The following is a 23032-nucleotide window of genomic DNA, read 5'->3' on the forward strand; positions in this document are numbered from 1 at the left end:
AGCAGTTGTGTAAACACAGCTGCTGAAAGCTGTGACCGAAACGGCCAGGAATGATCCCCCGTGGCCCTCTTGACGCAATCGTGCTGTAAGCACTAGCAGATCACAAGGAGTGATTTTTCAGATACTGATAGAGAACGCGAGTGACCCGAAGAGCGTTCCGATCTCTGTGCGTAGTCGCTCGACTGCTGGGAGCAACCGTTCTTGCTGGTGGAGGGGGAGGGAAATGGCCATGGAGGCCGCTGCGGAGCCCACAGTGAGGGGGATTGCGGCACAGACCGTGCCGAGCGCATATTCCTGACGCTCCACCAGGGGTTCCATTCTCCCCAAACCGCCCAAACGATCCAAAAGGGCACTTCGGTTACTCACCGTGTACGGGGTGATGGATTCCACCGGGTGGCGGTCAAGGTGGTCTTGACGAGTTCCCGGATCAAGTTGGCTCAAGATGCACTGTCCGATCGCATGGGCGTGCGCCGTCTCGCGGAAATCGGCCCACTCCTCCACCGCGGGGGTGGAGGGGGTGTCGGCGACGGCGACGAGTTCGACCTCTCCCTCCCGGTAGACGGCGAAGTAGATCGGGACGCCGATCTCGTCCCGCCAGCGGGCGAGGGAGTTTTCGATCTTGATGCGACGATTCTGCACGGCTGCGCCGCCGGCCAGCCTGACGGCGGCGTCCCCCAGGACGAACACGCCCTTCTCGCGGAGCAGATAGCCCTCGTGCGTCAGGGTGCGGAGCAGGTGGTACGTGGTGGGCAGCGGAAGGCCGGTCTCACGGGCGAGCTGTTTCGCCGGGGCACCGTCCGCATGGGAGGCCACGGCCTCCAGAAGTCTCAGCGCACGCTGCACCGAGCCGATCAGGGTAGGAGCGGTCGTCTGCGTAGCCATGGCCAAAGGTCACCCCCAGGCGTGACGACGGATGCGTCGCACCCGCCCGCGGGGGCCGCCCCCGCGCCCGCCGGGCCTGGGAAACCGCTGGTCAGTAAGGAGGTCTACGCCTGTAGTCCCCATCGCGGCGGAGAGATTCCACTGTAGTGGCAGCCCTTGGGCCCCCACCCCGTTCAGCCCGGCCCGTTCCCCCGCCCGGGCTAACACTCTCCCTTGTCGCCATACCGATGAGTAGCTTGTGCTACCAGTCCTCGCGCGACCGGCCGGAGGAGCTGAACTTCCGTACGACGTAGATCAGTCCGGCGACGAGGGCCACGAAGAGCAGCACCTTGAAGAGGAGGCCGATCACGAAGGTCAGGACGCTGGTGATCAGCCCGCCGAAGACGAGCAGGGCGAGGGCGGGTATGGCGACCCACTTCACCCACCAGGGCATTCCCGCGAGCATCTCCCGTACGGCCATCGTCCTACCTCGCTTCCGAAGGTCCGTCCCGCGCACTCCGCGCCGAACATCCTCAAGGCTAGGCGTCCGAAGGGTCCGTGGAGGGCCGTGGGGCCCCCGCTCTCCCCTGATCCGACCCCTAGGGGGATCGGGCTCCGCTTCCCCGATCCGGCCTCCGGGGTCCGGGTCCGGCGGTCTGGAGTCCAGCGGGCCAGCGGGCCGCTCAGCCCTCCGGGGGCGAGAACACCACCATGACCCGCAGGTCCTCGCTGATGTGGTGGAACCTGTGCTCCACCCCGGCCGGCACGTAGACCACACTGCCGCGCGCCACCTGGGTCGTCTCCGTCCCGACCGTGATCGCCGCCCGGCCGCTCACCACGAAGTACACCTCGTCCTGCCGGTGCGGCTGCTGCGGGTCGAGCTCCCCCGCGTCGAGCGCGTACAGGCCGACCGACATGTTCCGCTCCCGCAGGAACTGGAGGTACGCGCCCTTGTTCGCGGCACGCTCCGCCTCCAGTTCGTCCAGCCGGAATGCCTTCATCGCCCGTCAGCCCCTGCCTTCGTTCCGATCACGTCTGCCACGATCAGACACATGATGAATTTCGTAGTCAAGACGCTCGCGAACGCGGGCGCCCTGGGAGTGGCCATCTGGCTGCTCCAGGACATCACCCTGACCGGTGAGAGCACCGGCAAGAAGACCCTGTCCCTCATTCTCGTCGCCCTGGTCTTCGGGCTGGTGAACTTCCTGGTGAAGCCGGTAGTCCAGCTGTTCACGCTTCCCCTCTTCGTCCTGACGCTCGGCCTGTTCACCCTCGTGGTGAACGCCCTGATGCTGCTCCTCACCTCCTGGCTGGCCGACAAGCTCGACCTCAGCTTCCACGTGGAGGGCTTCTGGACCGCGGTCCTGGGCGGCCTGATCATCTCCGTCGTCTCCTGGGCACTGAACGTCGTGCTCCCCGACCAGGACTGAGTGGGCACCGTGACGCACGAGGAACACACCTCCGGCCCCGGCCGGAAGGCCGCCGCGCTCGGCGACGGGACCCGCGCGGTGCGGGCCGGACTGCCCGAGCCGGTGAAGTACGAACCGACCCTCCCGGGTCCGGTGTTCGCCGCACACTTCCACCTGCCGGGCGAGCCGACCGGCCCGTACACCTACGGCCGGGACGAGAACCCCACCTGGACCCACCTGGAACGGGCGATCGGCGAGCTGGAGGCGCCGGGGGAGGAGGGCGTCGAGACGCTGGTCTTCGCCTCCGGCATGGCCGCCGTCTCCGCCGTCCTCCTCTCCCAGCTGAAGTCCGGCGACGCGGTGGTCCTCCCGGCCGACGGCTACCAGGCGCTCCCCCTGCTCCACGAGCAGCTGCGGGCGTACGGGGTCGAGGTCCGCACCGCCCCGACCGGGGACGACGGTCAGCTCGCCGTCCTCGAAGGGGCCCGGCTGCTGTGGATCGAGACCCCGTCCAACCCCGGGCTCGACGTCTGCGACATCCGCCGTCTGGTGCGCGAGGCGCACGCCGCGGGCGCGCTCGTCGCCGTCGACAACACCCTCGCCACCCCCCTCGGCCAGCGGCCCCTGGAGCTGGGCGCGGACTTCTCCGTCGCCAGCGACACCAAGGGCATGACCGGGCACGGCGACGTCCTGCTCGGGCACGTGAGCTGCCGCGATCCCGAGCGGGCGGCGGAGGTGCGGCGCTGGCGCAAGATCGTCGGCGCCATTCCCGGCCCCATGGAGGCCTGGCTCGCGCACCGCTCGCTCGCCACGCTCCAGCTGAGGATCGACCGCCAGTGCTCGACCGCCCTGGAGTTGGCACGGACGCTCGCCGGGCGGGCGGACGTCACCGGGCTGCGCTACCCGGGGCTGCCCGACGACCCCTCGCACGCGGTGGCCGCCCGGCAGATGCGGCGCTTCGGGCCGGTGGTCTCCTTCGAGCTGGCGGACCGGAAGCGGGCCGAGCGGTTCCTGGAGGAGCTGCGGCTCGTGGACGACGCCACCAGTTTCGGCGGGGTGCGCTCCACGGCGGAGCGGCGCGGACGCTGGGGCGGGGACGCGGTCGCGGAGGGCTTCATCCGCTTCTCCGTCGGCGCCGAGGATCCCGAGGACCTGATCGCCGACGTACTGCGCGCCCTGGACGAGGCGGGTTCGACCGGCTGAGCAGCGGGTACGGGTCTCCCCTGTGGAGCGGGGCGCTCCGAGCCTCCCCCCTCGTGGCTCGGAACGCCCTCGGTTCCACGTGTGGAAACCGTCTGCACAAGGCTAGTTGACCGAGCGTCAGTGTCCAATCACGGTAGCGACAGAGACCTATCGACTTATTTATAGTTGGACGTTCCTGAGGCGCTGTCAGCCGACCGCCTGAGTCGAACGGCCGCACGGCCGGGAGGGGGCGGACATGGATCTTGCCCTGCTGCGGACGTTCGTCACGGTGCACCGGGCCGGCTCCTTCACGCGGGCCGCCGCCCTCCTGGGCCTCTCGCAGCCCGCGGTCACCAGCCAGATCCGGACGCTCGAACGGCAGCTGGGACGGCCCCTCTTCCTCAGACGGGCGCGGGGCGTCACCCCGACCACCATCGGCGACGAGCTGGCGCACCGCGCCGCCCCGCACCTGGACGCCCTCGTCGAGATCACCGAGACCGGGCTCGACGAGGAGAGCGGCGTCCGGACCCTCCACGTCGCCGGCCCCCCGGAGTTCACCGCGCTCCGCGTCCTGCCCGCCCTCACCCCGCTGGTCGGCCGGGGCCTCGCCGTGCGGACCTCCTTCCCCGTCACCACGGAGGAGGTCCTCGACGGGCTCGCCGCCGGCCACCACGACCTCGCCATCACCACCGCCCGCCCGCGCGGCGGTCTGCTCGTCTCCACCCCGCTCTGCGACGAGGAGCACGTCCTGGTCGCGGCGCCGCGCTGGGCGGCCCGGCTCTCCCCCGAGGTGCTCCTGAGCAAGGGCGCCGTGGTCCTGGAGCAGCTTCCGGTGGTCGAGGTGCACGAGTCGCTGCCGTTCGTGTCCCGCTACTGGGCGAGCGTCTTCGACACCGGGCCGGCCGCCGCCGCCACCGTGATCGCCCCCGACCTGCGGGCCGTGCGGGACTCCGCCGCCTCCGGGTCGGGGCTCGCCGTCCTGCCGCGCTACCTCTGCGAGGAGGCACTGGAGCAGGGGCGGCTCGTGGCGCTCCTCGATCCCCCGGTGCCCCCGCTGCGGACCTACTTCCTGGTCGTACGGACGGGAACGCTCGCGCTCGCGCACCTCGCCCTGGCGCACGAGGCGCTGCTGAGCGCCGCCGGGGACTGGTGAGCCCCCGCGGGGAAGGACGCGTTTCAGCCCCCTCCGAACGGGCCATTTTCTTCACATGACCGAACGGCCCGTGATCAAGCGCACCGCACGCGCCATCCTGCTCGACGGGGACGACCTCATCCTCATCAAGCGGACCAAGCCGGGGATGGATCCCTACTGGCTCACGCCCGGCGGCGGCGTGGAGCCCACCGATTCCACCGTCGTCGAGGCCCTGCACCGCGAGGTGCTCGAAGAGCTCGGGGCCAAGATCACCGACGTGGTGCCCTGTTTCGTCGACACCGTCGAGCACATCGTGGACGGCGGGCTCTCCGGGGTGAAGGTCCAGCACTTCTTCGTGTGCCGGCTCGGGTCCATGGACACCTCCCTGCGGCACGGGCCCGAGATGGAGGAGCCCGTCGGCGAGTACGAGATCGTCCGGGTTCCCTTCACCCGGATCGGCATCGCGGCCGTGCACCTCGTCCCGCTCTCCCTGCGCCACTACCTCGACGGCAACATCGAGGGAGTCCGCGCGATGCACGCCCCGGACCTGGGCTGACCGGACCCGGGCCGGGCCGATCCGTTCCGGGACGGCCCGGGCCGGGCTAGCCGGAGGTCGCGGGGGCCAGCTCGGCGAGGAAGTCGTGGCGGATGCGCTCCGAGGGGACTCCCGCTCCCCGCAGCGCGTCCACCCCGCGCCGGACCATGCCCAGCGGACCCGAGAGGTAGGCGTCGCGTCCGCCCCAGGACCCGTAGCGGCAGACGGCGTCCGGGAGGCGCCCCTGCGCCTCGGTGACCGGGTGGACGGAGAGCCACGGGAAGGTCTTCTGGAGCCTCAGCATCGTGTCGATGTCGTAGAGGTCGTGACCGCTGCGCGCCCCGTAGAAGACGTCGACCGGCCGCCGGTCCCCGTGCTCGGCGACGTCCTCCACCAGGGCCTTGATCGGTGCTATGCCCGTACCGCCACCCAGGCAGAGCAAGCCGGTGTCCGTGGAGTGGTCGACCGTCATGGAGCCGCTCGGCGGCCCGAGCCGCAGGACGTCCCCGGGGCGCGCCCGGTGGACCAGCGCGTTGGACACCCAGCCGGCCGGGACGGCCTTCACGTGGAGGGAGAGCAACCCGTCCGGCCGCGGCGCCGAGGCGAAGGAGTAGTGGCGCCAGATCCGCGGCCACCACGGGGTCTCCAGCGTCGTGTACTGCCCGGCGAGGAAGGGATAGGGCTGGTCGGGCCGGAGCGTGACGACGGCGACGTCCGGGGTGCGCAGGTCGTGGGAGACCACCTCGGCGTGCCACCGGGCGGGTGCGGACCGCTCGTCCTGCGCCGCCGCGTCGATCATGATCTGGGAGATCGTCGTGTACGTGCGCACCCAGGCCGCCTGGGTCGCGTCGTCCCAGGTCGTCGTCGCGTACCGAGCGAGGGCTCCGACGAGGGCCTCGCCGACGGCCGGGTAGTGGGTGGAGTGGGTGCCGTACTTCCGGTGCCCCCGGCCGAGGTTCTCCAGGTACGCGGTGAGGACCGGGGCGTCGTCCAGGTGCTCGGCCGCCGTCAGCAGGGCTTTGAGCAGCCGGTCCCGCTGGGTGTCCATGGCGACGGGGAACATGTCGCGCAGTTCGGGGTGCCGCACGAAGAGCAGGGCGTAGAAGTACGAGGTCACCCGGTCGGCGACCGGTGCGATCTCCGCCATGGTGCGGCGGACGAGGACCGCGTCGGCGGAGGGGCCTCGGGACATCGGGCGTTCCTTCCCGTCCACCGCCGGGGGTTCGTGCTCGTCCGCGTCCTTCGCGTCCGTCGTGGTGGTCGGAGCATCCATCATGTGCCTCGCCTCATGCCGGCCGGGCTTCCGTGAACGCAGCATGAGGGGTCCGACCGCCTTCGGGGACGGAAAGTGGTGTTCTCGATCCATAGGGCCGGTTTCCTGGCTAGGCTGCGGTGTTTTGGGCCAGGGCTCTTTCGGTGGGTGATCAGGGCTCCTCCGGTGGGTGATTCAGAGATCCTCCGGTGGATCGGAGCCGGGCGGGCCGGGCCGGCCCCGCTCCGGGTTTCACGTGAAACATCGTCCGTATGCCACGGGACGGGACGAACACACCTCTGGAGGTCGACCGGATCCGGTAAAGCGGTGGACGGAAGATCACCGTGTCGGACAGCCTGAAAGGCATGCCGATTTCTCCCGCCGCCCTGGCACAGCTTCCCGTCCGGCGCCTCACCCCCCACGACCTCCTCGCCTGCGCCGACCTCTCCGAGAACCGGGAATGGCCCCGCGAGGAGCACAAGTGGGGCTTCCTGCTCACCGCCGGCACCGGGTACGGCATCGACGACCCCGAAGGGAAGGGGCTGCTCGCCTGCTGCGTGGTCACCTCCTACGGTCCGGGGCTCGCCGCGATCGGCATGGTGCTCGTCTCCGAGCGGTACGCACGCCAAGGGGTGGGACGCCGGCTCATGCGGTACGTCCTGGAGGAGGCCGGGGACACCCCGCTCACCCTGCACGCCACGGCCAACGGGCAGCCCCTCTACGAACAGCTGGGCTTCACGCAGACGGGCCGCGCGGAGATGGTGCGCGGGCGCTTCACCTTCACCACGCCCGCTCCGGCCGTCCCGGTCCGCCCGGCCACGGCGGAGGACCTCCGGGCGATCCTCCGTCTGGACCTGGAGGTCTTCGGCCTCGACCGCACCCCCGTGATCACCCGGCTCCCCGCCTTCGCGGACCACCTCCGGGTCGCGGAGGAGGACGGCGAGGTCACGGGCTTCGCGGCGGCCTGGCCCAACATGGACACGCATGTCGTCGGACCGCTGATCGCCCGGGACCCGGCCACGGCCAAGGCGCTGATCGCCTCCCTGGCAGCCGCCACCGACCGGCCCCTGCGCACGGACATCGACGTGCGCCACACGTCCCTGCTGAGCTGGGCGAAGGAGAACGGCATCGACCCGATCGCCACGAACGCGGTGATGGTCCGCTCCTTGCCGGACCTCCCCGGCGACTGGCGCCGCCGTTTCGCCCCTCTCACGGTCGCGGCCGGATAGGGCCCGGTACGACGCCCCGGAGCCGGTCGGCACGACCCTCGACCGGCGCGGCCCTCGTGCGGCTCCGGGCATCCGGGCATCCGGGCATCCGGGCATCCGGGCATCCGGGCATCCGGGCATCCGGGACAGATTTACTTGCAGACGCCCACTATTGCGTCTCATCCTTTACCCTGGGACACGAGCCGCTCCGGTGCCGAGGAGAGACCGAGGAGAGACCATGACCGCGACGGACCCCGCCCTCACCGCGCTCTCCCAGCGCTGGTGCGCCCTCTCCCTGCTGCACGGCAGGATCGAGTCCCACATCGAGCGCGCCCTGGAGTCCCGTCACGGCCTGAGTGTGCGGGAGTACTCGCTGCTCGACGTCCTCAGCCGCCAGCACAGCGGCCCCGGCGGCCACCTCCAGATGAAGCAGGTCGCCGACGCGGTCGTGCTCAGCCAGAGCGCCACCACCCGGCTCGTCACCCGGCTCGAAGACCGCGGTCTGCTCACCCGGTACCTCTGCGCCACCGACCGGCGCGGCATCTACACCGACGTGACCGAGGAGGGCCTGAAGCTCCTCGAAGAGGCCCGCCCCACCAACGACAGCGCCCTGCGCGAGGCCCTCGACGAAGCGGCCGAGAACCCCGAGCTGGCCCCGCTGGTCCAGGTCGTGGAGGGTGTGGGCGCCCCCGTCTGACCCGGTACGGAAACGGTCGGACGTACGCTGCGTCCCATGAGCGATCTTGAGATACGTCCGACCACCGTGGAAGACCTCCCGGCCGTCGTCGCCCTGCTCGCCGACGACCCCCTGGGCGCGCAGCGCGAATCCCCCGGCGACCTCGCCCCGTACCTCGCCGCCTTCGAGCGTCTGGCGAACGACCCCCACCAGCTTCCCGTCGTGGCCGTCCGCGGGGGCAAGGTCATCGGCACCCTTCAGCTGACGATCGTTCCGGGACTCTCCCGCCAGGGGGCCACCCGTTCGATCATCGAAGCCGTCCGCATCCACGCCGACGAGCGCGGCAGCGGCCTCGGGACGCGGCTCATCGAGTGGGCCGTCGAGGAGTCCGGCCGACAGGGGTGCAGCCTCGTCCAGCTGACCTCCGACGTCACCCGTGCCGATGCCCACCGCTTCTACGAGCGGCTCGGCTTCGAGGCGTCCCACGTGGGCTTCAAGAAGTCCCTCTGACTCTCCCGCCCCGGTGCGCCGTTTCACGTGAAACACCCGGTTTCACGTGAAACGGCCACCCGGGTTCAGAGGCCGCGCCAACCTGCCTCGTCCACGCCTCCCGGCACCGCGTCGCCCGGCTCGTACGGCTCACGCGTGAAGACGAAGGAGCCGAGGTCGAGGTGGCTGACGCTTCCGTCGGGGCGCCGCACCGCCCGGAGCGTCTCTCCCTCGTAATAGCCGTTCAGCCCGACCCAGCCGCCGCCGGGCAGCGCCCGGAACCGGGCCCGCCGTCCGGCGCCCCGCAGGGGTTCGAGCACCACACCGCGCTCGGGCCCGAGCCGCAGCCCGTAGGCGTACGTGCCCCAGTACCAGGGTCCGGTCAGGGCCAGCAGCTCCTCGTCGACCTCCGCCTCGGGGAGGGGTCGCCACGGCTCCGGGAACCTCGGCTCGGCCTCCGCCACGATCCGTACGAGATCGGCGGCCACAGCCGCCGCCAACGGCCCCGAGGTGGCGTTGGAGAGGGCGATCCCCGCGAGGCCGTCCTCCACGCTCACCCACAGGCAGGCGACGAAGCCCGGCAGGGAGCCGGTGTGGCCGATCAGGGTCCGGCCGTCCCTGCGGAGGAGCTGGAGGCCGAGCCCGTAGCCGCCCTCCCATTCCCCCTCGCCGGCCGGGGAGGCCGGAGCGCGCATCTCCGCCACGGAGGCCGCGCCGAGCACCCCCTCGTGCCCCTCCGCGAGGAACGCGGCGAACCGGGCGAGGTCGGCCGCCGTCGACCAGAGCTGCCCCGCCGGCGCCATCAGGCCGAGGTCCTCGGACGGTTCGGGCAGCATCACGTCGGCCCAGGGGTGCACCGCCCAGCCGCCGGCGTGCGGAGCCACCGGATCGACCGTCGTGCGGTCCATCCCCAGCGGCTCCAGGACCTCGCGCCGCAGCGCCTCCTCCCAGGACCGTCCGCGCAGCTCCGCGACCAGTGAACCGAGCAGCGTGTAGCCGGGGTTGGAGTAGTGGTGGCGGTGCCCCGGCGGCCGGAGGAAGGGCCGCTCCCCCAAGACGTCGGAGAGCTCCGGCCGCAGCGTGGCGGACGAACGCTCCCACCACGCGCCGGGCGTCTCGGCCGCGAGCCCGGCGCTGTGGCCGAGGAGTTGAGCGATCGTCACCTCGCCGGCGCCCGTCCCCTTGAGGTGCCGCTCCAGCGGGTCGTCCAGCCGGAGGATCCCCTCGTCCCGCAGCCGCATCACCAGAACGGCGGTGAAGACCTTGGTGATCGAGCCGATCCTGAACTGCGTGTCGGCGTCGGGCGCATGCCCGTCCACACAACTGCGCGCCCCGCTCCACACCAGCGCCCCGTCACGGACCACCGCTCCCACGAAGGAGGGCGTCCGCCCTTCGGCCTGGGCCACCGCGACCCGGTGCAGCAGGGCCCGCTCGGTCCCGGGCAGCAAAGCTTCGAAAAATGTCGTCATGACCCCCATCCAACGCGATCCCGCGCCCCGACGGTTCCGCCCCGGTCACGACGAGCCCCGTCAGGTCTGGGCCATGTCCACGAAGCGGGAGTAGTGGCCCTGGAAGGCGACGGTGATCGTGGCCGTCGGGCCGTTTCGGTGCTTGCCCACGATGATGTCCGCCTCGCCCGCGCGCGGGGACTCCTTCTCGTAGGCGTCCTCGCGGTGCAGCAGGATCACCATGTCGGCGTCCTGCTCGATCGAGCCGGACTCACGCAGGTCGGAGACCATCGGCTTCTTGTCGGTGCGCTGCTCGGGGCCACGGTTCAGCTGGGAGAGCGCGATCACCGGCAGTTCCAGCTCCTTGGCGAGGAGCTTGAGGTTTCGCGACATGTCGGAGACCTCTTGCTGACGGCTCTCCTGGCGCTTCGAGCCGCCCGACTGCATGAGCTGGAGGTAGTCGATGATGACGAGCTTGAGGCCGTTGCGCTGCTTGAGCCGCCGGCACTTCGCCCGGATCTCCATCATCGACAGGTTCGGCGAGTCGTCGATGTAGAGGGGGGCCTGGGAGACGTCCGGCATCCGGCGGGCCAGCCGCGTCCAGTCCTCGTCGGTCATCGTGCCGGAACGCATGTGGTGGAGCGCGACCCTGGCCTCGGCCGAGAGCAGGCGCATCGCGATCTCGTTGCGGCCCATTTCGAGGGAGAAGATGACGCTGGGCAGGTTGTGCTTGATGGAGGCCGCGCGGGCGAAGTCCAGGGCGAGCGTCGACTTACCCATGGCGGGTCGGGCCGCGATGATGATCATCTGACCGGGGTGCAGTCCGTTGGTCAGCGAGTCGAGGTCGGTGAAGCCGGTCGGCACACCGGTCATCTCGCCGCTGCGGGAGCCGATCGCCTCGATCTCGTCGAGCGCCCCCTCCATGATGTCGCCGAGCGGCAGGTAGTCCTCGGTGGTGCGCTGTTCGGTGACCGCGTAGATCTCGGCCTGGGCCGAGTTCACGATCTCGTCGACGTCCCCGTCGGCCGCGTACCCCATCTGCGTGATCTTGGTGCCCGCCTCGACGAGGCGGCGCAGGACGGCGCGCTCGTGGACGATCTCGGCGTAGTACGAGGCGTTGGCCGCGGTCGGTACCGACTGGACCAGGGTGTGGAGGTAGGAGGCTCCGCCGACCCGGGTGATCTCGCCGCGCTTGGTGAGCTCGGCGCCGACCGTGATCGGGTCGGCCGGCTCGCCCTTGGCGTAGAGGTCGAGGATCGCCGCGTACACGGTCTCGTGCGCGGGCTTGTAGAAGTCGTTGCCCTTGATGATCTCCACGACGTCCGCGATGGCGTCCTTGGAGAGCAGCATGCCGCCGAGGACGGACTGCTCGGCGTCGAGGTCCTGCGGGGGGACGCGCTCGAACCCGGAGAGTCCGCCGTCCCAGGGGCCTTCGCCGCCCCGCTCGTGCTGGTCGTCGCGCCCGCGGCCGCGACCGCGTTCGCCTCGGGTACGGGTGGGCAGCCGGTCGCTCGGTCCACTGTCGGCCCAGGGGTCGTCCAGGGCCTCGGGAACGCTCACCAAGCCACCTCCTCCGTCCGCTCCGCGGACCTAGCCGTGCCACTCTTTCACGCCACGGACCTGATCAGAGAGTGGCTTCACGACCGCTTCCGGGACATCGGGCGACGGACCAGGGTAGGCCTGTGGAGAGCTCCAGCCAATCCAGTTATCCACAGGCCCTGTGGGTGAACACCCAGATGCTGTGGAGAACTTGCCGGATCCTGTGCACAGACCAGGGGACAGCCTTGTGGACAAACTCATACCGCTCTCCACACCACCCATCTGACCTGGGCTTTCACCGTCCACCGGCTGTGGGGGAGAAAAAGTTTTCCTCCCGGGCCAAGATCAGAACAAACGGCCCACATCCGAAGCTCTCCGCCGTCCACAGGTAAGGGTCATCCACGCCTTGTATCTCTTACCTGTGGAAGATTAGATTGCTTCCATGAGTCAGGCTCCCCCGACCCCCAAGGCCGTCCGTCGTCAGCACGACCGCGAGATCGTCTCCCTCGCCCTGCCGGCCTTCGGCGCCCTCGTCGCCGAGCCGCTCTTCCTCATGGTCGACAGCGCCATCGTCGGCCACCTCGGCACCCCCCAGCTCGCGGGTCTCGCGATCGCCGCGGCCCTGCTCTCCACCGCCGTCAGCGTCTTCGTCTTCCTCGCCTACGCCACCACGGCGGCCGTCGCCCGGCGCGTGGGCGCGGGCGACCTTCCGGCCGCCATCCGGCAGGGCATGGACGGCATCTGGCTCGCGCTCCTCCTCGGCGCCGCCGTCGTCGCGCTGACCCTGCCCGCCGCGCCCTGGCTCGTCGACGTCTTCGGCGCCTCCGACACCGCCGCCCCCCACGCCGTCACCTACCTCCGGATCTCCAGCCTCGGCATCCCCGCCATGCTGGTGGTCCTGGCCGCCACCGGCGTCCTGCGCGGCCTCCAGGACACCCGTACACCGCTCTACGTGGCGATCGGCGGCTTCGCGGTCAACGGCGTGCTCAACGTCGTCCTGGTCTACGGAGCCGGGCTCGGCGTCGCGGGCTCCGCCTGGGGGACGGTCATCGCCCAGTGCGGCATGGCCGTCGCGTACCTCACCGTGGTCGTGCGGGGCGCCCGCCGCCACGGCGCCTCCCTGCGTCCCGACGCGTCCGGCATCCGGGCCTCCGCCCGGGCCGGCGTCCCGCTCCTCGTCCGTACGCTCTCGCTCCGGGCGGTCCTGATGATCGCCACGGCCGTCGCCGCCCGGCTGGGGGACACGGAGGTCGCCGCCCACCAGATCATCCTGTCCCTGTGGAGCCTGATGGCCTTCGCCCTCGACGCGATCGCCATCGCGGGCCAGGCCATCATCGGCCGCTACCTCGGCGCGGACGACCCGGCCGGCGCCCGACAGGTCTGCCGCCGCATGGTCCAGTGGGGCGTGGTCTCCGGAGTGGTGCTCGGCGCGCTCCTGGTCCTCGCCCGCCCTCTGTTCATCCCGCTCTTCACCGGTGACACCGCGGTCCAGGACACCCTGCTCCCGGCCCTGCTCGTGGTCGCGGTCTCGCAGCCGATCGCCGGAGTGGTCTTCGTCCTCGACGGTGTCCTCATGGGTGCGGGAGACGGTCCCTACCTGGCCCGGGCCATGCTGCTGACCCTCGCCGTCTTCGCCCCGGTCGCCCTGCTCGTTCCCGCCCTCGGCGGCGGTCTCACCGCGGTCTGGTGGGCGATGACGCTGATGATGGCGGTCCGGATGCTGACGCTCTGGCTCCGCTCCCGTTCGGGCCGCTGGATCGTCACGGGCGCCACCCGCTGATCCCGCGGGCTCCGTACGGCCCATGGCCCCGTGGGATCCGCACGATCCCGTTTCACGTGAAACGGCGGAAGGGCCGCACCCCGAGGGGTACGGCCCTTCCTTCATGCACGAGCACTGCCGGGGCAGCGTTACGCGGCGACGACCTCGACGCCGAGCTTCGCGGCGACCTCGGGGTGCAGACGCACGGACACCTGGTGCGAGCCCAGGGTCTTGATCGGCGAACCGAGCTCGACGCGACGCTTGTCGACGTCCGGGCCACCCGCGGTCTTGATCGCCGAGGCGATGTCGGCCGGGGTCACGGAGCCGAAGAGACGGCCGGCGTCGCCGGAGCGAACGGCCAGGCGCACCTTCGTGCCCTCGAGCTGGGCCTTGATCTCGTTGGCCTGCTCGATGGTCGCGATCTCGTGGATCTTGCGGGCGCGGCGGATCTGCGCCACGTCCTTCTCGCCACCCTTGGTCCAGCGGATCGCGAAACCGCGCGGGACCAGGTAGTTGCGAGCGTAGCCGTCCTTGACGTCGACGACGTCGCCAGCGGCACCGAGGCCGGAAACCTCGTGGGTCAGGATGATCTTCATTAGTCGGTCACCCTTTCCTTATCGCGCGGTGGACGTGTAGGGCAGCAGCGCCATCTCACGGCTGTTCTTGACGGCCGTGGCGACGTCACGCTGGTGCTGCGTGCAGTTGCCGGTCACGCGGCGGGCACGGATCTTGCCGCGGTCGGAAATGAACTTCCGCAGCATGTTCGTGTCCTTGTAGTCCACGTACGCGGTCTTGTCCTTGCAGAACGCGCAGACCTTCTTCTTAGGCTTGCGCACAGGCGGCTTCGCCATGGTGTTTCTCCTGTGTGATCAAGAAGTTTTGGGTACGAGCTGCTTCGAGGGCGTGCCCTAGAAGGGGGGCTCGTCCGAGTAGCCGCCGCCGGAGTTCCCACCCCAGCCGCCACCGCCACCGCCGCCGGCCTGCTGGCCGCCGCCGCCGGAGGGAGCGCCGGTCGCCCACGGGTCGGCGTCGGGAGTACCGCCGCCGCCCTGCTGGCCACCGCCGGAGTTTCCACCCCAGCCGCCACCGCCACCGCCGCCGGCCTGCTGGCCGCCGCCGCCGTATCCGCCCTGGCCGCCGCGACCGGTGGTCTTGGTGACCTTGGCCGTGGCGTTCTTGAGGCTGGGGCCGACTTCCTCGACGTCCAGCTCGTAGACCGTGCGCTTGACGCCCTCACGGTCGTCGTAGGACCGCTGCTTGAGCCGACCCTGCACGACGACGCGCATGCCTCGCTGGAGCGACTCGGCGACGTTCTCCGCCGCCTGACGCCAGACCGAGCAGGTGAGGAAGAGGCTCTCGCCGTCCTTCCACTCGTTGGTCTGGCGGTCGAAGGTGCGGGGGGTGGACGCGATACGGAACTTCGCGACCGCCGCACCGGACGGGGTGAAGCGCAGCTCGGGGTCGTCGACAAGATTGCCGACGACCGTGATGACGGTCTCGCCTGCCATGGGGGAACCTCTCGGCGGGATTGCTTCTGGCTGCTGTGTTGCTACTCGGACCCGATGACCTCTGAGCTAAGAAGCTCAGTGGGTCTCGGGACGGAGGACCTTGGTCCGGAGGACCGACTCGTTCAGGTTGAGCTGTCGGTCGAGCTCCTTGACGACCGCAGGCTCGGCCTGCAGGTCGATGACCGAGTAGATGCCCTCGGGCTTCTTCTTGATCTCGTAGGCGAGACGACGACGGCCCCAGGTGTCGACCTTCTCGACCTTTCCGTTGCCCTCACGGACGACGGAGAGGAAGTTCTCGATCAGCGGGGAGACAGCGCGCTCCTCGAGATCGGGGTCGAGGATGACCATCACCTCGTAGTGACGCATGTGGAACCCACCTCCTTTGGACTCAGCGGCCACGGTCGTTCCGTGGCAGGAGGGTCGTGATGCGTGAACAACGGTATCCGCCACCACTGACAGTCCCCCTCGTCGAACGGATCGGGCGAGGGGCACCGCCGGGATCCCGGGAGGGACCAGGGCAGACACCGGTGCAGACCGTACAGCGTACCCGTACAACCGCTTCCGGTTGAAATTCCCTGGTGAAGGGACGCAATCTGTACACAACGGATGTGGGCGGCGCTAGGATGCGCCGCCTTCCGGCAAGCACGCCAGGAGGTGTCCCATGGCACAGGCAATGCGACGCGACCCCGGTCACTCCCTCTTCGCCACCGACGGCAAACCGCACCCGCTCCAGGACGCCCTGGTCGGCGTGACGCTGGTGCTCGGTGTCCTCGCCTTCGTCACCGCGCAGTTCCACGGCCTTTACCTGCTCAGCTCCTGGGCGGGGCTGGTCGGGATCCTGACCGGCGGATACGGGCAGTTCATCTCCGCGACGACCCGCGAACGCTTCCTCCTGATCATCGGGCTGGGCGCGTCGGCGGTCGGCTTCTACCTCGGCATGGCCCACGGCGGCCTCTTCACCGGCGTCCTCAACTGAGCCCGGGTCCCCCGACCGGCCCCCGGGCCACCGGACGGGGCAAAAGGCCCGCAGGGCCGCACCGGAGCCGGTCCGGGCGGCCCAGGGGCACGTCAGGGCCCGTACAGACATCCGGGGCGCTCCCCGGTCACAGTAGGCTTCGGCGCGAGAGCCGGAGCCCCTGACCGATGGGGACACACCTGCCGAGGAGCGCCCCGCATGAGCCTGACCCTGAGGACCATCAGCCGTGAGCAGCATCTGGCGTACATCCAGAGCCAGCCCGCCGCGAGCCACTGTCAGGTCCCGGCGTGGGCCGATGTGAAGACCGAGTGGCGCTCGGAGAACCTCGGCTGGTTCGACGCGAGCGGCGAACTCGTCGGCGTCGGCCTGGTGCTCTACCGCCAGCTCCCGAAGATCAAGCGCTACCTGGCCTACCTGCCCGAGGGCCCGGTCATCAACTGGCACGCGCCCAACCTCGACGACTGGCTGCAGCCGATGCTGGCGCACCTCAAGCAGCAGGGCGCCTTCTCCGTGAAGATGGGCCCGCCGGTCGTCATCCGCCGCTGGGACTCGGCCGCCATCAAGTCCGGCATCCAGAACCCGGACGTCAAGCGCCTCAAGGACGTCGAGGCCAGCCACATCGAGCCGCGCGCCTTCGAGGTCGCGGACCGGCTGCGGAAGATGGGCTGGCAGCAGGCCGAGGACGGCGGCGCGGGCTTCGGCGACGTGCAGCCCCGCTACGTCTTCCAGGTCCCGCTCGCGAACCGCTCGCTCGACGACGTCCTCAAGGGCTTCAACCAGCTGTGGCGCCGCAACATCAAGAAGGCCGAGAAGGCCGGCGTCGAGGTCGTCCAGGGCGGCTACGAGGACCTGGCCGAGTGGCAGCGGCTGTACGAGATCACGGCCGTCCGCGACCACTTCCGGCCGCGCCCGCTCTCGTACTTCCAGCGCATGTGGACCGTCCTCAACAGCGAGGACCCCAACCGCATGCGGCTGTACTTCGCCCGTCACGACGGGGTGAACCTCTCCGCCGCGACCATGCTCGTCGTCGGCGGGCACGTCTGGTACTCCTACGGCGCCTCCGACAACATCGGCCGCGAGGTCCGGCCCTCGAACGCGATGCAGTGGCGGATGCTGCGCGACGCCTACGCGATGGGCGCGACCGTCTACGACCTGCGCGGCATCTCGGACTCCCTCGACGAGACCGACCACCTCTTCGGCCTCATCCAGTTCAAGGTGGGCACGGGCGGCGAGGCCGTCGAGTACGTCGGCGAGTGGGACTTCCCGCTGAACAAGCTGCTCCACAAGGCGCTCGACATGTACATGTCTCGGCGCTGACCCCTCCGGCGCGGCACGGCCCCAGGACGTGCCGCCCGCCTTTCCGTACTCTCGTAGACACCTCTGACACACCGCAGCCACCAGAAAGGTTCCGGGCCGGCCATGGCGCTCTCCCTGTACGTCGACACCGCTCGCTGGCGGGCGCACCAGAAGACGGTCATCGACCAGTTCCCCGGCATCATCCCCGTCTGCAAGGGCAACGGCTACGGCTTCGGCCACGAGCGGCTCGCGGACGAGGCGGCCCGGTTCGGCGCCGACATGCTCGCCGTGGGCACCACGTACGAGGCCGCGCGGATCAAGGACTGGTTCAGCGGCGACCTGCTGGTCCTCACCCCCTTCCGCCGGGGTGAGGAACCGGTTCCGCTGCCCGACCGGGTGGTGCGCTCCGTGTCCTCCGTGGACGGCGTCCACGCCCTGGTGGGCGCTCGGGTCGTGATCGAGTGCATGAGCTCGATGAAGCGGCACGGCGTGCGCGAGGAGGAGCTCCACCAGCTCCACGCCGCCATCGAGGACGTGCGCCTGGAGGGCTTCGCCCTCCACCTCCCGCTGGACCGCCCGGACGGCACCGACGCCGTCGAGGAGGTCATCGCCTGGATGGACCGGCTGCGGAACGCCCGGCTGCCGCTGCACACCATGTTCGTGAGCCACCTGCGGGCCGAGGAGCAGGCCCGGCTCCAGCAGCAGTTCCCGCAGACACGTTTCCGCGCCCGCATCGGCACCCGGCTCTGGCTGGGCGACCACGAGGCCACGGAGTACCGGGGCGCGGTCCTCGACGTGACCCGGGTCGCCAAGGGCGACCGGTTCGGCTACCGCCAGCAGAAGGCCGCTTCGGACGGCTGGCTGGTCGTCGTCGCCGGCGGCACCTCGCACGGCGTGGGCCTGGAGGCGCCCAAGGCGATGCACGGCGTCATGCCGCGCGCCAAGGGCGTGGCGCGGGCCGGCCTCGCCACCGTCAACCGGAACCTGTCGCCGTTCGTGTGGGCCGGGAAGCAGCGCTGGTTCGCCGAGCCGCCGCACATGCAGGTGTCGATCCTGTTCGTGCCCGCCGACGCCCAGGAGCCCCGGGTCGGCGACGAGCTCGTGGCGCACCTGCGCCACACCACGACGCAGTTCGACCGGCTCGTCGAGCGCTGATCACCCGGTCCGGGGCCCCCGGGCCCCGGACCGGCCGTGACCGCTACTCCCGGGCGTCCCGCTCCTCGGGGGCGCCCCACCTGACCCGCCGCGCCTCCTCCGGCGCGGGGGCGGCGTGCCGGGCCGGGTGCGCCGCGCCGCCCGCCACGAAGACGTCCTCCGCGCCGTCCAGGACGCCGCCCGAGGGATCGTCCGAGCCGTCCCGCCGGACCGGGTCCTTCTCGGGCGCCAGGACGTCGCGCACGACCATCGCGCACAGGTACAGGGTGCCGAGCAGGTGCAGGACGATCGCGAACTGGTAGCCCTCCACCGGCAGGCCCTGCTTGTCGCCGCTGGTCGTGTACGCCAGGTACATCCAGACGCCCAGGAAGTACATGACCTCGCACGCCTGCCAGATCAGGAAGTCGCGCCAGCGCGGCCGGGCGAGGACCGCCAGCGGGACGAGCCACAGCACGTACTGCGGCGAGTAGACCTTGTTGACCAGGACGAACGCGGCGACGATCAGGAAGGCCAGCTGGACGAAGCGGGGCCTGCGGGGCGCCGTGAACGCCAGGTGGGCGAGGGCGATGACGGCCATGCCCATGAGCAGCAGCGCGTACAAGTTGGCCCGGTCGGGCGGGATCGGGTCGCCCGTGCGCTGGCTGACGAGCAGCCAGACCGAACCGAAGTCGACGTTCCGCTGCCTGCTGAAGAGGTAGAACTGCTTCCACCCCTCCGGCGCGAGCAGCATCACCGGCAGGTTGACGACCAGCCAGGCCCCCGCGAAGCCGAGCACCGCCGCCCCGTACTGCCGCCACTTCCCGGCACGGCAGCAGAGCAGCAGCAGCGGGAGGAGGAGCAGGGCCGGGTAGAGCTTGGCGGCCGTGGCCAGGCCCAGCAGGATCCCGAAGGCCACCGGACGGCTCCGCGCCCACATCAGGACGGCGGCGGCGGTCAGCGCGACGGCCAGCAGGTCCCAGTTGATCGTGGCCGTGAGCGCCACCGAGGGCGCCAGGGCGACCAGGAGCCCGTCCCAGGGGCGCAGGCGGTGCGTCCTGGCCACACAGACCGCCAGGACGGCCGCGCAGACCATCAGCAGGCCGGCGTTGGCCAGCCAGTACGCCTGCTCGCGCTCCGCCGTCTCGCCGCCGCCCGGCGTCAGCCAGGCCGCGACCTCCATGAAGAGCCCGGTCAGGACGGGGTACTCCAGGAACGGTATGTCGCCGGTCAGCCGGTCGAAGTAGGGGACCAGGCCGTCCGCGAAGCCCCGCCCGGAGAACAGGTGCGGGATGTCCGAGTAGCAGGCGTGGGTGTACTGGGAGGTCGTCCCCCGGAACCAGGCCCAGTTGTAGCAGGGCAGCTTCTGCACCATGCCCAGCGCGAACATGCCGATGGCCACGAGGGCGATCACCCGCACCGGGGACAACCTTCCGGTGCCGGGCAGCGCCCGGCGGCCGTAGGGACCGCCGATGAGTTCGCTGCCCGCGGCGGCCACCTCGTCCCGGTGGGTGGGGATGACCGTCTGCGAGCGCTCCCGCGGCGCGCTCGTCTTCTGGAGGCTCGGCATGGGGGACATCCTGCCGTACGTCCCCGGGAAAACGGCGAGGGCCGCCGCGGCCGGCCCCGTACGGAAGGTACGGAGCGGCCGCGACGGCCCTGAAGGTGATCGGTCCCGGGCGGGTCTAGGGGACCCAGGCCCCGTCCCCGGGCCTGTTCCCGCCCGGCCTGCCGCCCCCGTCGTCCGTCGGCGTGCCGGTCGGATCCGGATCCTCGCTGGTCGGCGGCGTGGTCGTGGGCTGCCCGGTGTTGCCGCCCGGGTCACCCGGGTTGTAGCAGTCCGGGTCCCAGATGCTGCACGTCGTCTTGTCCGGCGTCGGCGTCCGGGACGGCGGGGGAGTGGTCGTCGGCGGAGTGGTCGGGGGAGTCGTCGACGGCGTCACGCTCTCGGTCGGCGTCGGGGAGGTCGTCTCCGACTCGGTCGGCGTCGGCGTCGGCGTCGGGCTCGTCGCACCGCCGCCGTAGACGGTCCCGGCGCCCTCCAGCTTCTCCGGCTTGGGGAACTTGACCTTCGGGTCGTTCTTGACGGCCTCGGACATGTAGTCCTGCCAGATCTCCGAGGGGAACGACGAACCGTGGATCGTGTCGCGGCCACCGGTGCCGTACATCTTCTCGAACTTGCGGCCCTGCTTGGTGTCGTCGTCGTCGTAGCGGTACATGTCGATCGCCGTCGCCAGCTGCGCGGTGTAGCCCACGAACCAGGCCGACCGGTTGTCGTCGGTGGTACCGGTCTTGCCGGCCACGGCGCGACCGGGAAGCCGCGCCTTCCTGCCGGTGCCCTCGTCGTCGTCCACGACGTCCCGGAGGACGTCGGTGACGTTGTTGGCGATGGCCGGGGTGAAGGCCAGGTCGGGCTTCGCCTCGTGCTCGTGGATGGTCTCGCCGTCCTTGACGACCTTCCGCACGGAGTAGGGGTCGTTCTGCTTGCCCTGGTTGGCGAAGGTCGCGTAGGCGCCGGCCATGCGGATGGCGCTCGGGCTGGAGATGCCGAGGGAGAACGAGGGGACCTCGCCCTTGACGAGAGAACTGTCCAGCAGGCCGGCGCGCACGGCCGCGTCCCGGACCTTGTCGATGCCGACGTCCATGCCGAGCTGCACGTAGGGCGAGTTGGCGGACTTGATCATGGCCCGGCGCAGGGAGATGCTGCCGTAGTTCTCCTGGCCGTCATTGGTCTGGCGCCACTCCTTGCCCTCCTCGTTGTGCCAGATCTCGCCGTTGTACTTCCGGATCGTCAGCCCGTTCTTGCCGGAGTAGCGGCTCTTGTCCGGGTCGACGATCGTGCGGTCGGACAGACTCTGCTCGGCATCCAGCTTCGGATCCCGCACGCCGTCCTTCATCGCGGCGGCGAGCACGAAGGGCTTGAACGTCGATCCGACCATCGCGCCGGTGGCGTCGGCGTTGTTGGTGAAGTGCTTGGTGGCGTCGACACCGCCGTAGAGGGCGGCGATCTCTCCCGTGTCCGTGTCGACGGAGGCGCCGCCGAACTGGACGTGCGTGTCCGTCTTGGGCCGCTTCTTGGGATCGATGTTCTCCTTCAGGACCTTCTGGACCGACTTCTCGAGCGCGGCCACCTTGCGCTTGTCGAAGGTCGTGTAGATCTGGTAGCCGCCGCGCTCCAGTTCCTTCTCGTCGACGCCGAACTGGGTCTTGATGTTCGCCTTGGCGGTCCTGACGAGGTAGCCGATCTGACCGGTCAGGTTGGCGCTCTGACCGGGCTTCTGGATCTTGGGGAAGGCCGTGTACTTGGCCCGCTCCTCGGACGTGATCTTCCCGTCCTTCAGCATCTCGTCGAGGATCCAGCTCCACCGCTTGGTGGCCCGCTCGGTGTTCTTCTCGGCCGTGGCGTTCGGGTCGATCTCGGGGTAGCCGGCCGGGTCGTAGTACGTGGCGCCCTTCAGCACCGAGGCGAGCAGCGCCGCCTGGCTGGGGTTGAGGTTGTCGGCGTCCGTGTTGAAGTAGGCACGGGAGGCGGCCTGGATGCCGTAGGCACCACGTCCGTAGTACGCGGTGTTCAGGTAGCCGGCCATGACGTCCTTCTTGTCGACCTCGTTGCCCACCTTTATGGCGATGAAGAACTCCTTCGCCTTGCGGGTGAGGGTCTGCGACTGGTCGTCGAGAAGGTTGTTCTTCACGTACTGCTGGGTGATCGTCGAACCGCCCTGGGTCTGGCCGCCCTTGGCCATGTTCCACACGGCACGTCCCATGCCCTTCGGGTCGATGCCGGAGTCGTCCCAGAAGGTCTTGTTCTCCGCCGAGACCACCGCGTTCTGCATGTGCTCCGAGATCTTCGGAAGGGTGACGATCTGGCGGTTGGCGCCGTCGCCCGTCGCGACCATGCGGGTGCCGTCGGCCCAGTAGTAGATGTTGTTCTGCGACTTCGCGGTGGCGGCCTCGTTGGGGATCTGCACCTTCGAGTACGCGAAGGCCGACACGCCCATCAGGCTCGCCACGAAGAAGAGGAACGTGCCCGTCACGAGCCGCCACGAGGGCAGCCAGCGGCGCCAGCCGTACTTGTCGTGGCGCGGGTAGTCGATGATCCGCTTCTTGCCGGGTCCGCGCCCCTCGGGGCCGTCCCCGGGACCGCGCCCCCCGCCGCCGCCACCGCGTCGGCCTCCACCCGATCCGCCGGGGCCGCCGGGACCGGAGCCGGCTCCCTTCCGGCGGCTGCCGCGCTGGGCGGCACGGCGGGCCTCCGCGCGCCCCCCGTAGGGACGCTGTTCACCTCCGTGGGAGGAGGGAGGCCCGTAGGAGGCCGCAGGGGCCTCCGTACCGACGTCTTGAACCGGGGCCGACCTGCGGCCCACCGGCTGCTGGGCAGCGCGCCGTGCCGCCGCGCGGCCACCCGTCGGTGGCTGCTGCTGCGGCGCTTTGCGACGATGCTCGCTCATCGAACGACTACTCCTCGGGCAGGCGAGTACGCCTGGAAGCGGCAGTTGAGTTCCGGTCCCCCCGAAATGCGCACGGCCAGGACCCATCGGAGGTCCCCCCGTACCGCAGCCGGTCACCCGCAGCACTGACGCCCCACGGCGTCGCTCGGTTCCCGGTGGTCTGCATCCGCACAGACTACGCAC

Annotated in this window: 23 protein-coding genes; 11 read left to right on the forward strand and 12 right to left on the reverse strand. The window is 70.3% G+C overall.

Features of this window, described 5'->3' with window-relative positions:
* Window positions 1-117: 117 nt before the first annotated feature.
* The 3 genes from ADL08_RS00580 to ADL08_RS00590 all read right to left on the reverse strand — a co-directional run bounded on the left by ADL08_RS00580 (window position 118) and on the right by ADL08_RS00590 (window position 1862).
* Complete coding sequence (locus tag ADL08_RS00580) at window positions 118-882, reverse strand: IclR family transcriptional regulator (RefSeq protein ID WP_078967889.1); 765 nt, start codon at window positions 880-882, stop codon at window positions 118-120.
* Window positions 883-1123: 241 nt separating this feature from the next.
* Complete coding sequence (locus ADL08_RS00585) at window positions 1124-1342, reverse strand: DUF5326 family protein (RefSeq protein ID WP_053639990.1); 219 nt, start codon at window positions 1340-1342, stop codon at window positions 1124-1126.
* Window positions 1343-1544: 202 nt separating this feature from the next.
* Window positions 1545-1862 carry a cupin domain-containing protein gene (locus tag ADL08_RS00590; RefSeq protein ID WP_053639991.1) on the reverse strand — a complete coding sequence of 106 codons (318 nt, stop codon included), beginning with the start codon at window positions 1860-1862 and terminating at the stop codon, window positions 1545-1547.
* A gap of 51 nt (window positions 1863-1913) precedes the next feature.
* Between ADL08_RS00590 and ADL08_RS00595 the strand changes: the two genes are divergently transcribed.
* The 4 genes from ADL08_RS00595 to ADL08_RS00610 all read left to right on the forward strand — a co-directional run bounded on the left by ADL08_RS00595 (window position 1914) and on the right by ADL08_RS00610 (window position 5140).
* Entirely contained in the window at window positions 1914-2291 is a 378-nt protein-coding gene (locus tag ADL08_RS00595; RefSeq protein WP_053639992.1) for a phage holin family protein, read from the forward strand.
* A gap of 9 nt (window positions 2292-2300) precedes the next feature.
* Entirely contained in the window at window positions 2301-3473 is a 1173-nt protein-coding gene (locus ADL08_RS00600; RefSeq protein ID WP_053640102.1) for a cystathionine gamma-lyase, read from the forward strand.
* Between the two features lie 235 nt (window positions 3474-3708).
* A complete protein-coding gene (locus tag ADL08_RS00605; RefSeq protein ID WP_053639993.1) occupies window positions 3709-4605 on the forward strand; it encodes a LysR family transcriptional regulator in 897 nt (298 codons plus the stop codon).
* A 55-nt stretch (window positions 4606-4660) separates the two neighbouring features.
* Window positions 4661-5140, forward strand: a complete 480-nt coding sequence (locus tag ADL08_RS00610) for an NUDIX domain-containing protein (protein WP_053639994.1) — start codon at window positions 4661-4663, stop codon at window positions 5138-5140.
* A 46-nt stretch (window positions 5141-5186) separates the two neighbouring features.
* On the opposite strand, the gene ADL08_RS00615 is transcribed toward ADL08_RS00610, so the two are convergent.
* Window positions 5187-6485 carry a globin domain-containing protein gene (locus tag ADL08_RS00615; protein WP_234351947.1) on the reverse strand — a complete coding sequence of 433 codons (1299 nt, stop codon included), beginning with the start codon at window positions 6483-6485 and terminating at the stop codon, window positions 5187-5189.
* A 251-nt stretch (window positions 6486-6736) separates the two neighbouring features.
* Between ADL08_RS00615 and ADL08_RS00620 the strand changes: the two genes are divergently transcribed.
* The 3 genes from ADL08_RS00620 (at window position 6737) to ADL08_RS00630 (ending at window position 8765) form a co-directional block, all read left to right on the forward strand.
* On the forward strand, window positions 6737-7600 hold the full coding sequence (locus ADL08_RS00620) for a GNAT family N-acetyltransferase (RefSeq protein WP_053639996.1): 864 nt from the start codon (window positions 6737-6739) through the stop codon (window positions 7598-7600).
* Between the two features lie 217 nt (window positions 7601-7817).
* Window positions 7818-8276: a MarR family winged helix-turn-helix transcriptional regulator gene (locus ADL08_RS00625; RefSeq protein WP_053639997.1), complete on the forward strand. Its 459-nt coding sequence runs from the start codon at window positions 7818-7820 to the stop codon at window positions 8274-8276.
* 36 nt (window positions 8277-8312) lie between these two features.
* Window positions 8313-8765: a GNAT family N-acetyltransferase gene (locus tag ADL08_RS00630; protein ID WP_053639998.1), complete on the forward strand. Its 453-nt coding sequence runs from the start codon at window positions 8313-8315 to the stop codon at window positions 8763-8765.
* A 65-nt stretch (window positions 8766-8830) separates the two neighbouring features.
* Here ADL08_RS00630 and ADL08_RS00635 read toward each other — a convergent pair whose 3' ends face one another.
* Together ADL08_RS00635 and dnaB are read right to left on the reverse strand one after the other, a co-directional pair.
* Entirely contained in the window at window positions 8831-10213 is a 1383-nt protein-coding gene (locus ADL08_RS00635) for a serine hydrolase domain-containing protein (RefSeq protein WP_053640103.1), read from the reverse strand.
* 60 nt (window positions 10214-10273) lie between these two features.
* Complete coding sequence (gene dnaB / locus ADL08_RS00640) at window positions 10274-11734, reverse strand: replicative DNA helicase (protein WP_063885203.1); 1461 nt, start codon at window positions 11732-11734, stop codon at window positions 10274-10276.
* A gap of 439 nt (window positions 11735-12173) precedes the next feature.
* On the opposite strand from dnaB, the gene ADL08_RS00645 reads away from it, so the two are divergent.
* Window positions 12174-13511, forward strand: a complete 1338-nt coding sequence (locus ADL08_RS00645; RefSeq protein WP_053640000.1) for an MATE family efflux transporter — start codon at window positions 12174-12176, stop codon at window positions 13509-13511.
* A gap of 128 nt (window positions 13512-13639) precedes the next feature.
* On the opposite strand, the gene rplI is transcribed toward ADL08_RS00645, so the two are convergent.
* From rplI to rpsF, 4 genes are all read right to left on the reverse strand, one after another.
* Window positions 13640-14086 (reverse strand): 50S ribosomal protein L9, encoded by a 447-nt coding sequence (gene rplI / locus ADL08_RS00650; RefSeq protein ID WP_053640001.1) that lies wholly within the window; start codon window positions 14084-14086, stop codon window positions 13640-13642.
* A gap of 18 nt (window positions 14087-14104) precedes the next feature.
* Window positions 14105-14341 (reverse strand): 30S ribosomal protein S18, encoded by a 237-nt coding sequence (gene rpsR / locus ADL08_RS00655; protein WP_005315025.1) that lies wholly within the window; start codon window positions 14339-14341, stop codon window positions 14105-14107.
* 57 nt (window positions 14342-14398) lie between these two features.
* Entirely contained in the window at window positions 14399-14998 is a 600-nt protein-coding gene (locus tag ADL08_RS00660; RefSeq protein WP_053640002.1) for a single-stranded DNA-binding protein, read from the reverse strand.
* A 75-nt stretch (window positions 14999-15073) separates the two neighbouring features.
* Complete coding sequence (gene rpsF / locus ADL08_RS00665; protein ID WP_015034882.1) at window positions 15074-15364, reverse strand: 30S ribosomal protein S6; 291 nt, start codon at window positions 15362-15364, stop codon at window positions 15074-15076.
* A 295-nt stretch (window positions 15365-15659) separates the two neighbouring features.
* Here rpsF and ADL08_RS00670 point away from each other — a divergent pair, with 295 nt between their 5' ends.
* The 3 genes from ADL08_RS00670 (at window position 15660) to ADL08_RS00680 (ending at window position 18425) form a co-directional block, all read left to right on the forward strand.
* A complete protein-coding gene (locus ADL08_RS00670) occupies window positions 15660-15974 on the forward strand; it encodes a hypothetical protein (protein ID WP_053640003.1) in 315 nt (104 codons plus the stop codon).
* 198 nt (window positions 15975-16172) lie between these two features.
* Complete coding sequence (locus ADL08_RS00675; protein ID WP_053640004.1) at window positions 16173-17291, forward strand: lipid II:glycine glycyltransferase FemX; 1119 nt, start codon at window positions 16173-16175, stop codon at window positions 17289-17291.
* Between the two features lie 102 nt (window positions 17292-17393).
* Window positions 17394-18425 (forward strand): alanine racemase, encoded by a 1032-nt coding sequence (locus tag ADL08_RS00680; protein ID WP_053640005.1) that lies wholly within the window; start codon window positions 17394-17396, stop codon window positions 18423-18425.
* A 43-nt stretch (window positions 18426-18468) separates the two neighbouring features.
* Here the strand turns inward: ADL08_RS00680 and ADL08_RS00685 are convergent, their stop codons facing one another.
* Both ADL08_RS00685 and ADL08_RS00690 read right to left on the reverse strand, forming a co-directional pair.
* Window positions 18469-19971, reverse strand: a complete 1503-nt coding sequence (locus ADL08_RS00685; protein WP_053640006.1) for a glycosyltransferase family 87 protein — start codon at window positions 19969-19971, stop codon at window positions 18469-18471.
* A 115-nt stretch (window positions 19972-20086) separates the two neighbouring features.
* The gene (locus ADL08_RS00690; protein ID WP_078967888.1) at window positions 20087-22849 is read right to left on the reverse strand and encodes a transglycosylase domain-containing protein; all 2763 of its coding nucleotides are present in this window, start codon (window positions 22847-22849) and stop codon (window positions 20087-20089) included.
* Window positions 22850-23032 lie beyond the last annotated feature (183 nt).

The sequence above is a fragment of the Streptomyces sp. NRRL F-6492 genome, assembly GCF_001280125.1.
GTDB lineage: Bacteria > Actinomycetota > Actinomycetes > Streptomycetales > Streptomycetaceae > Streptomyces.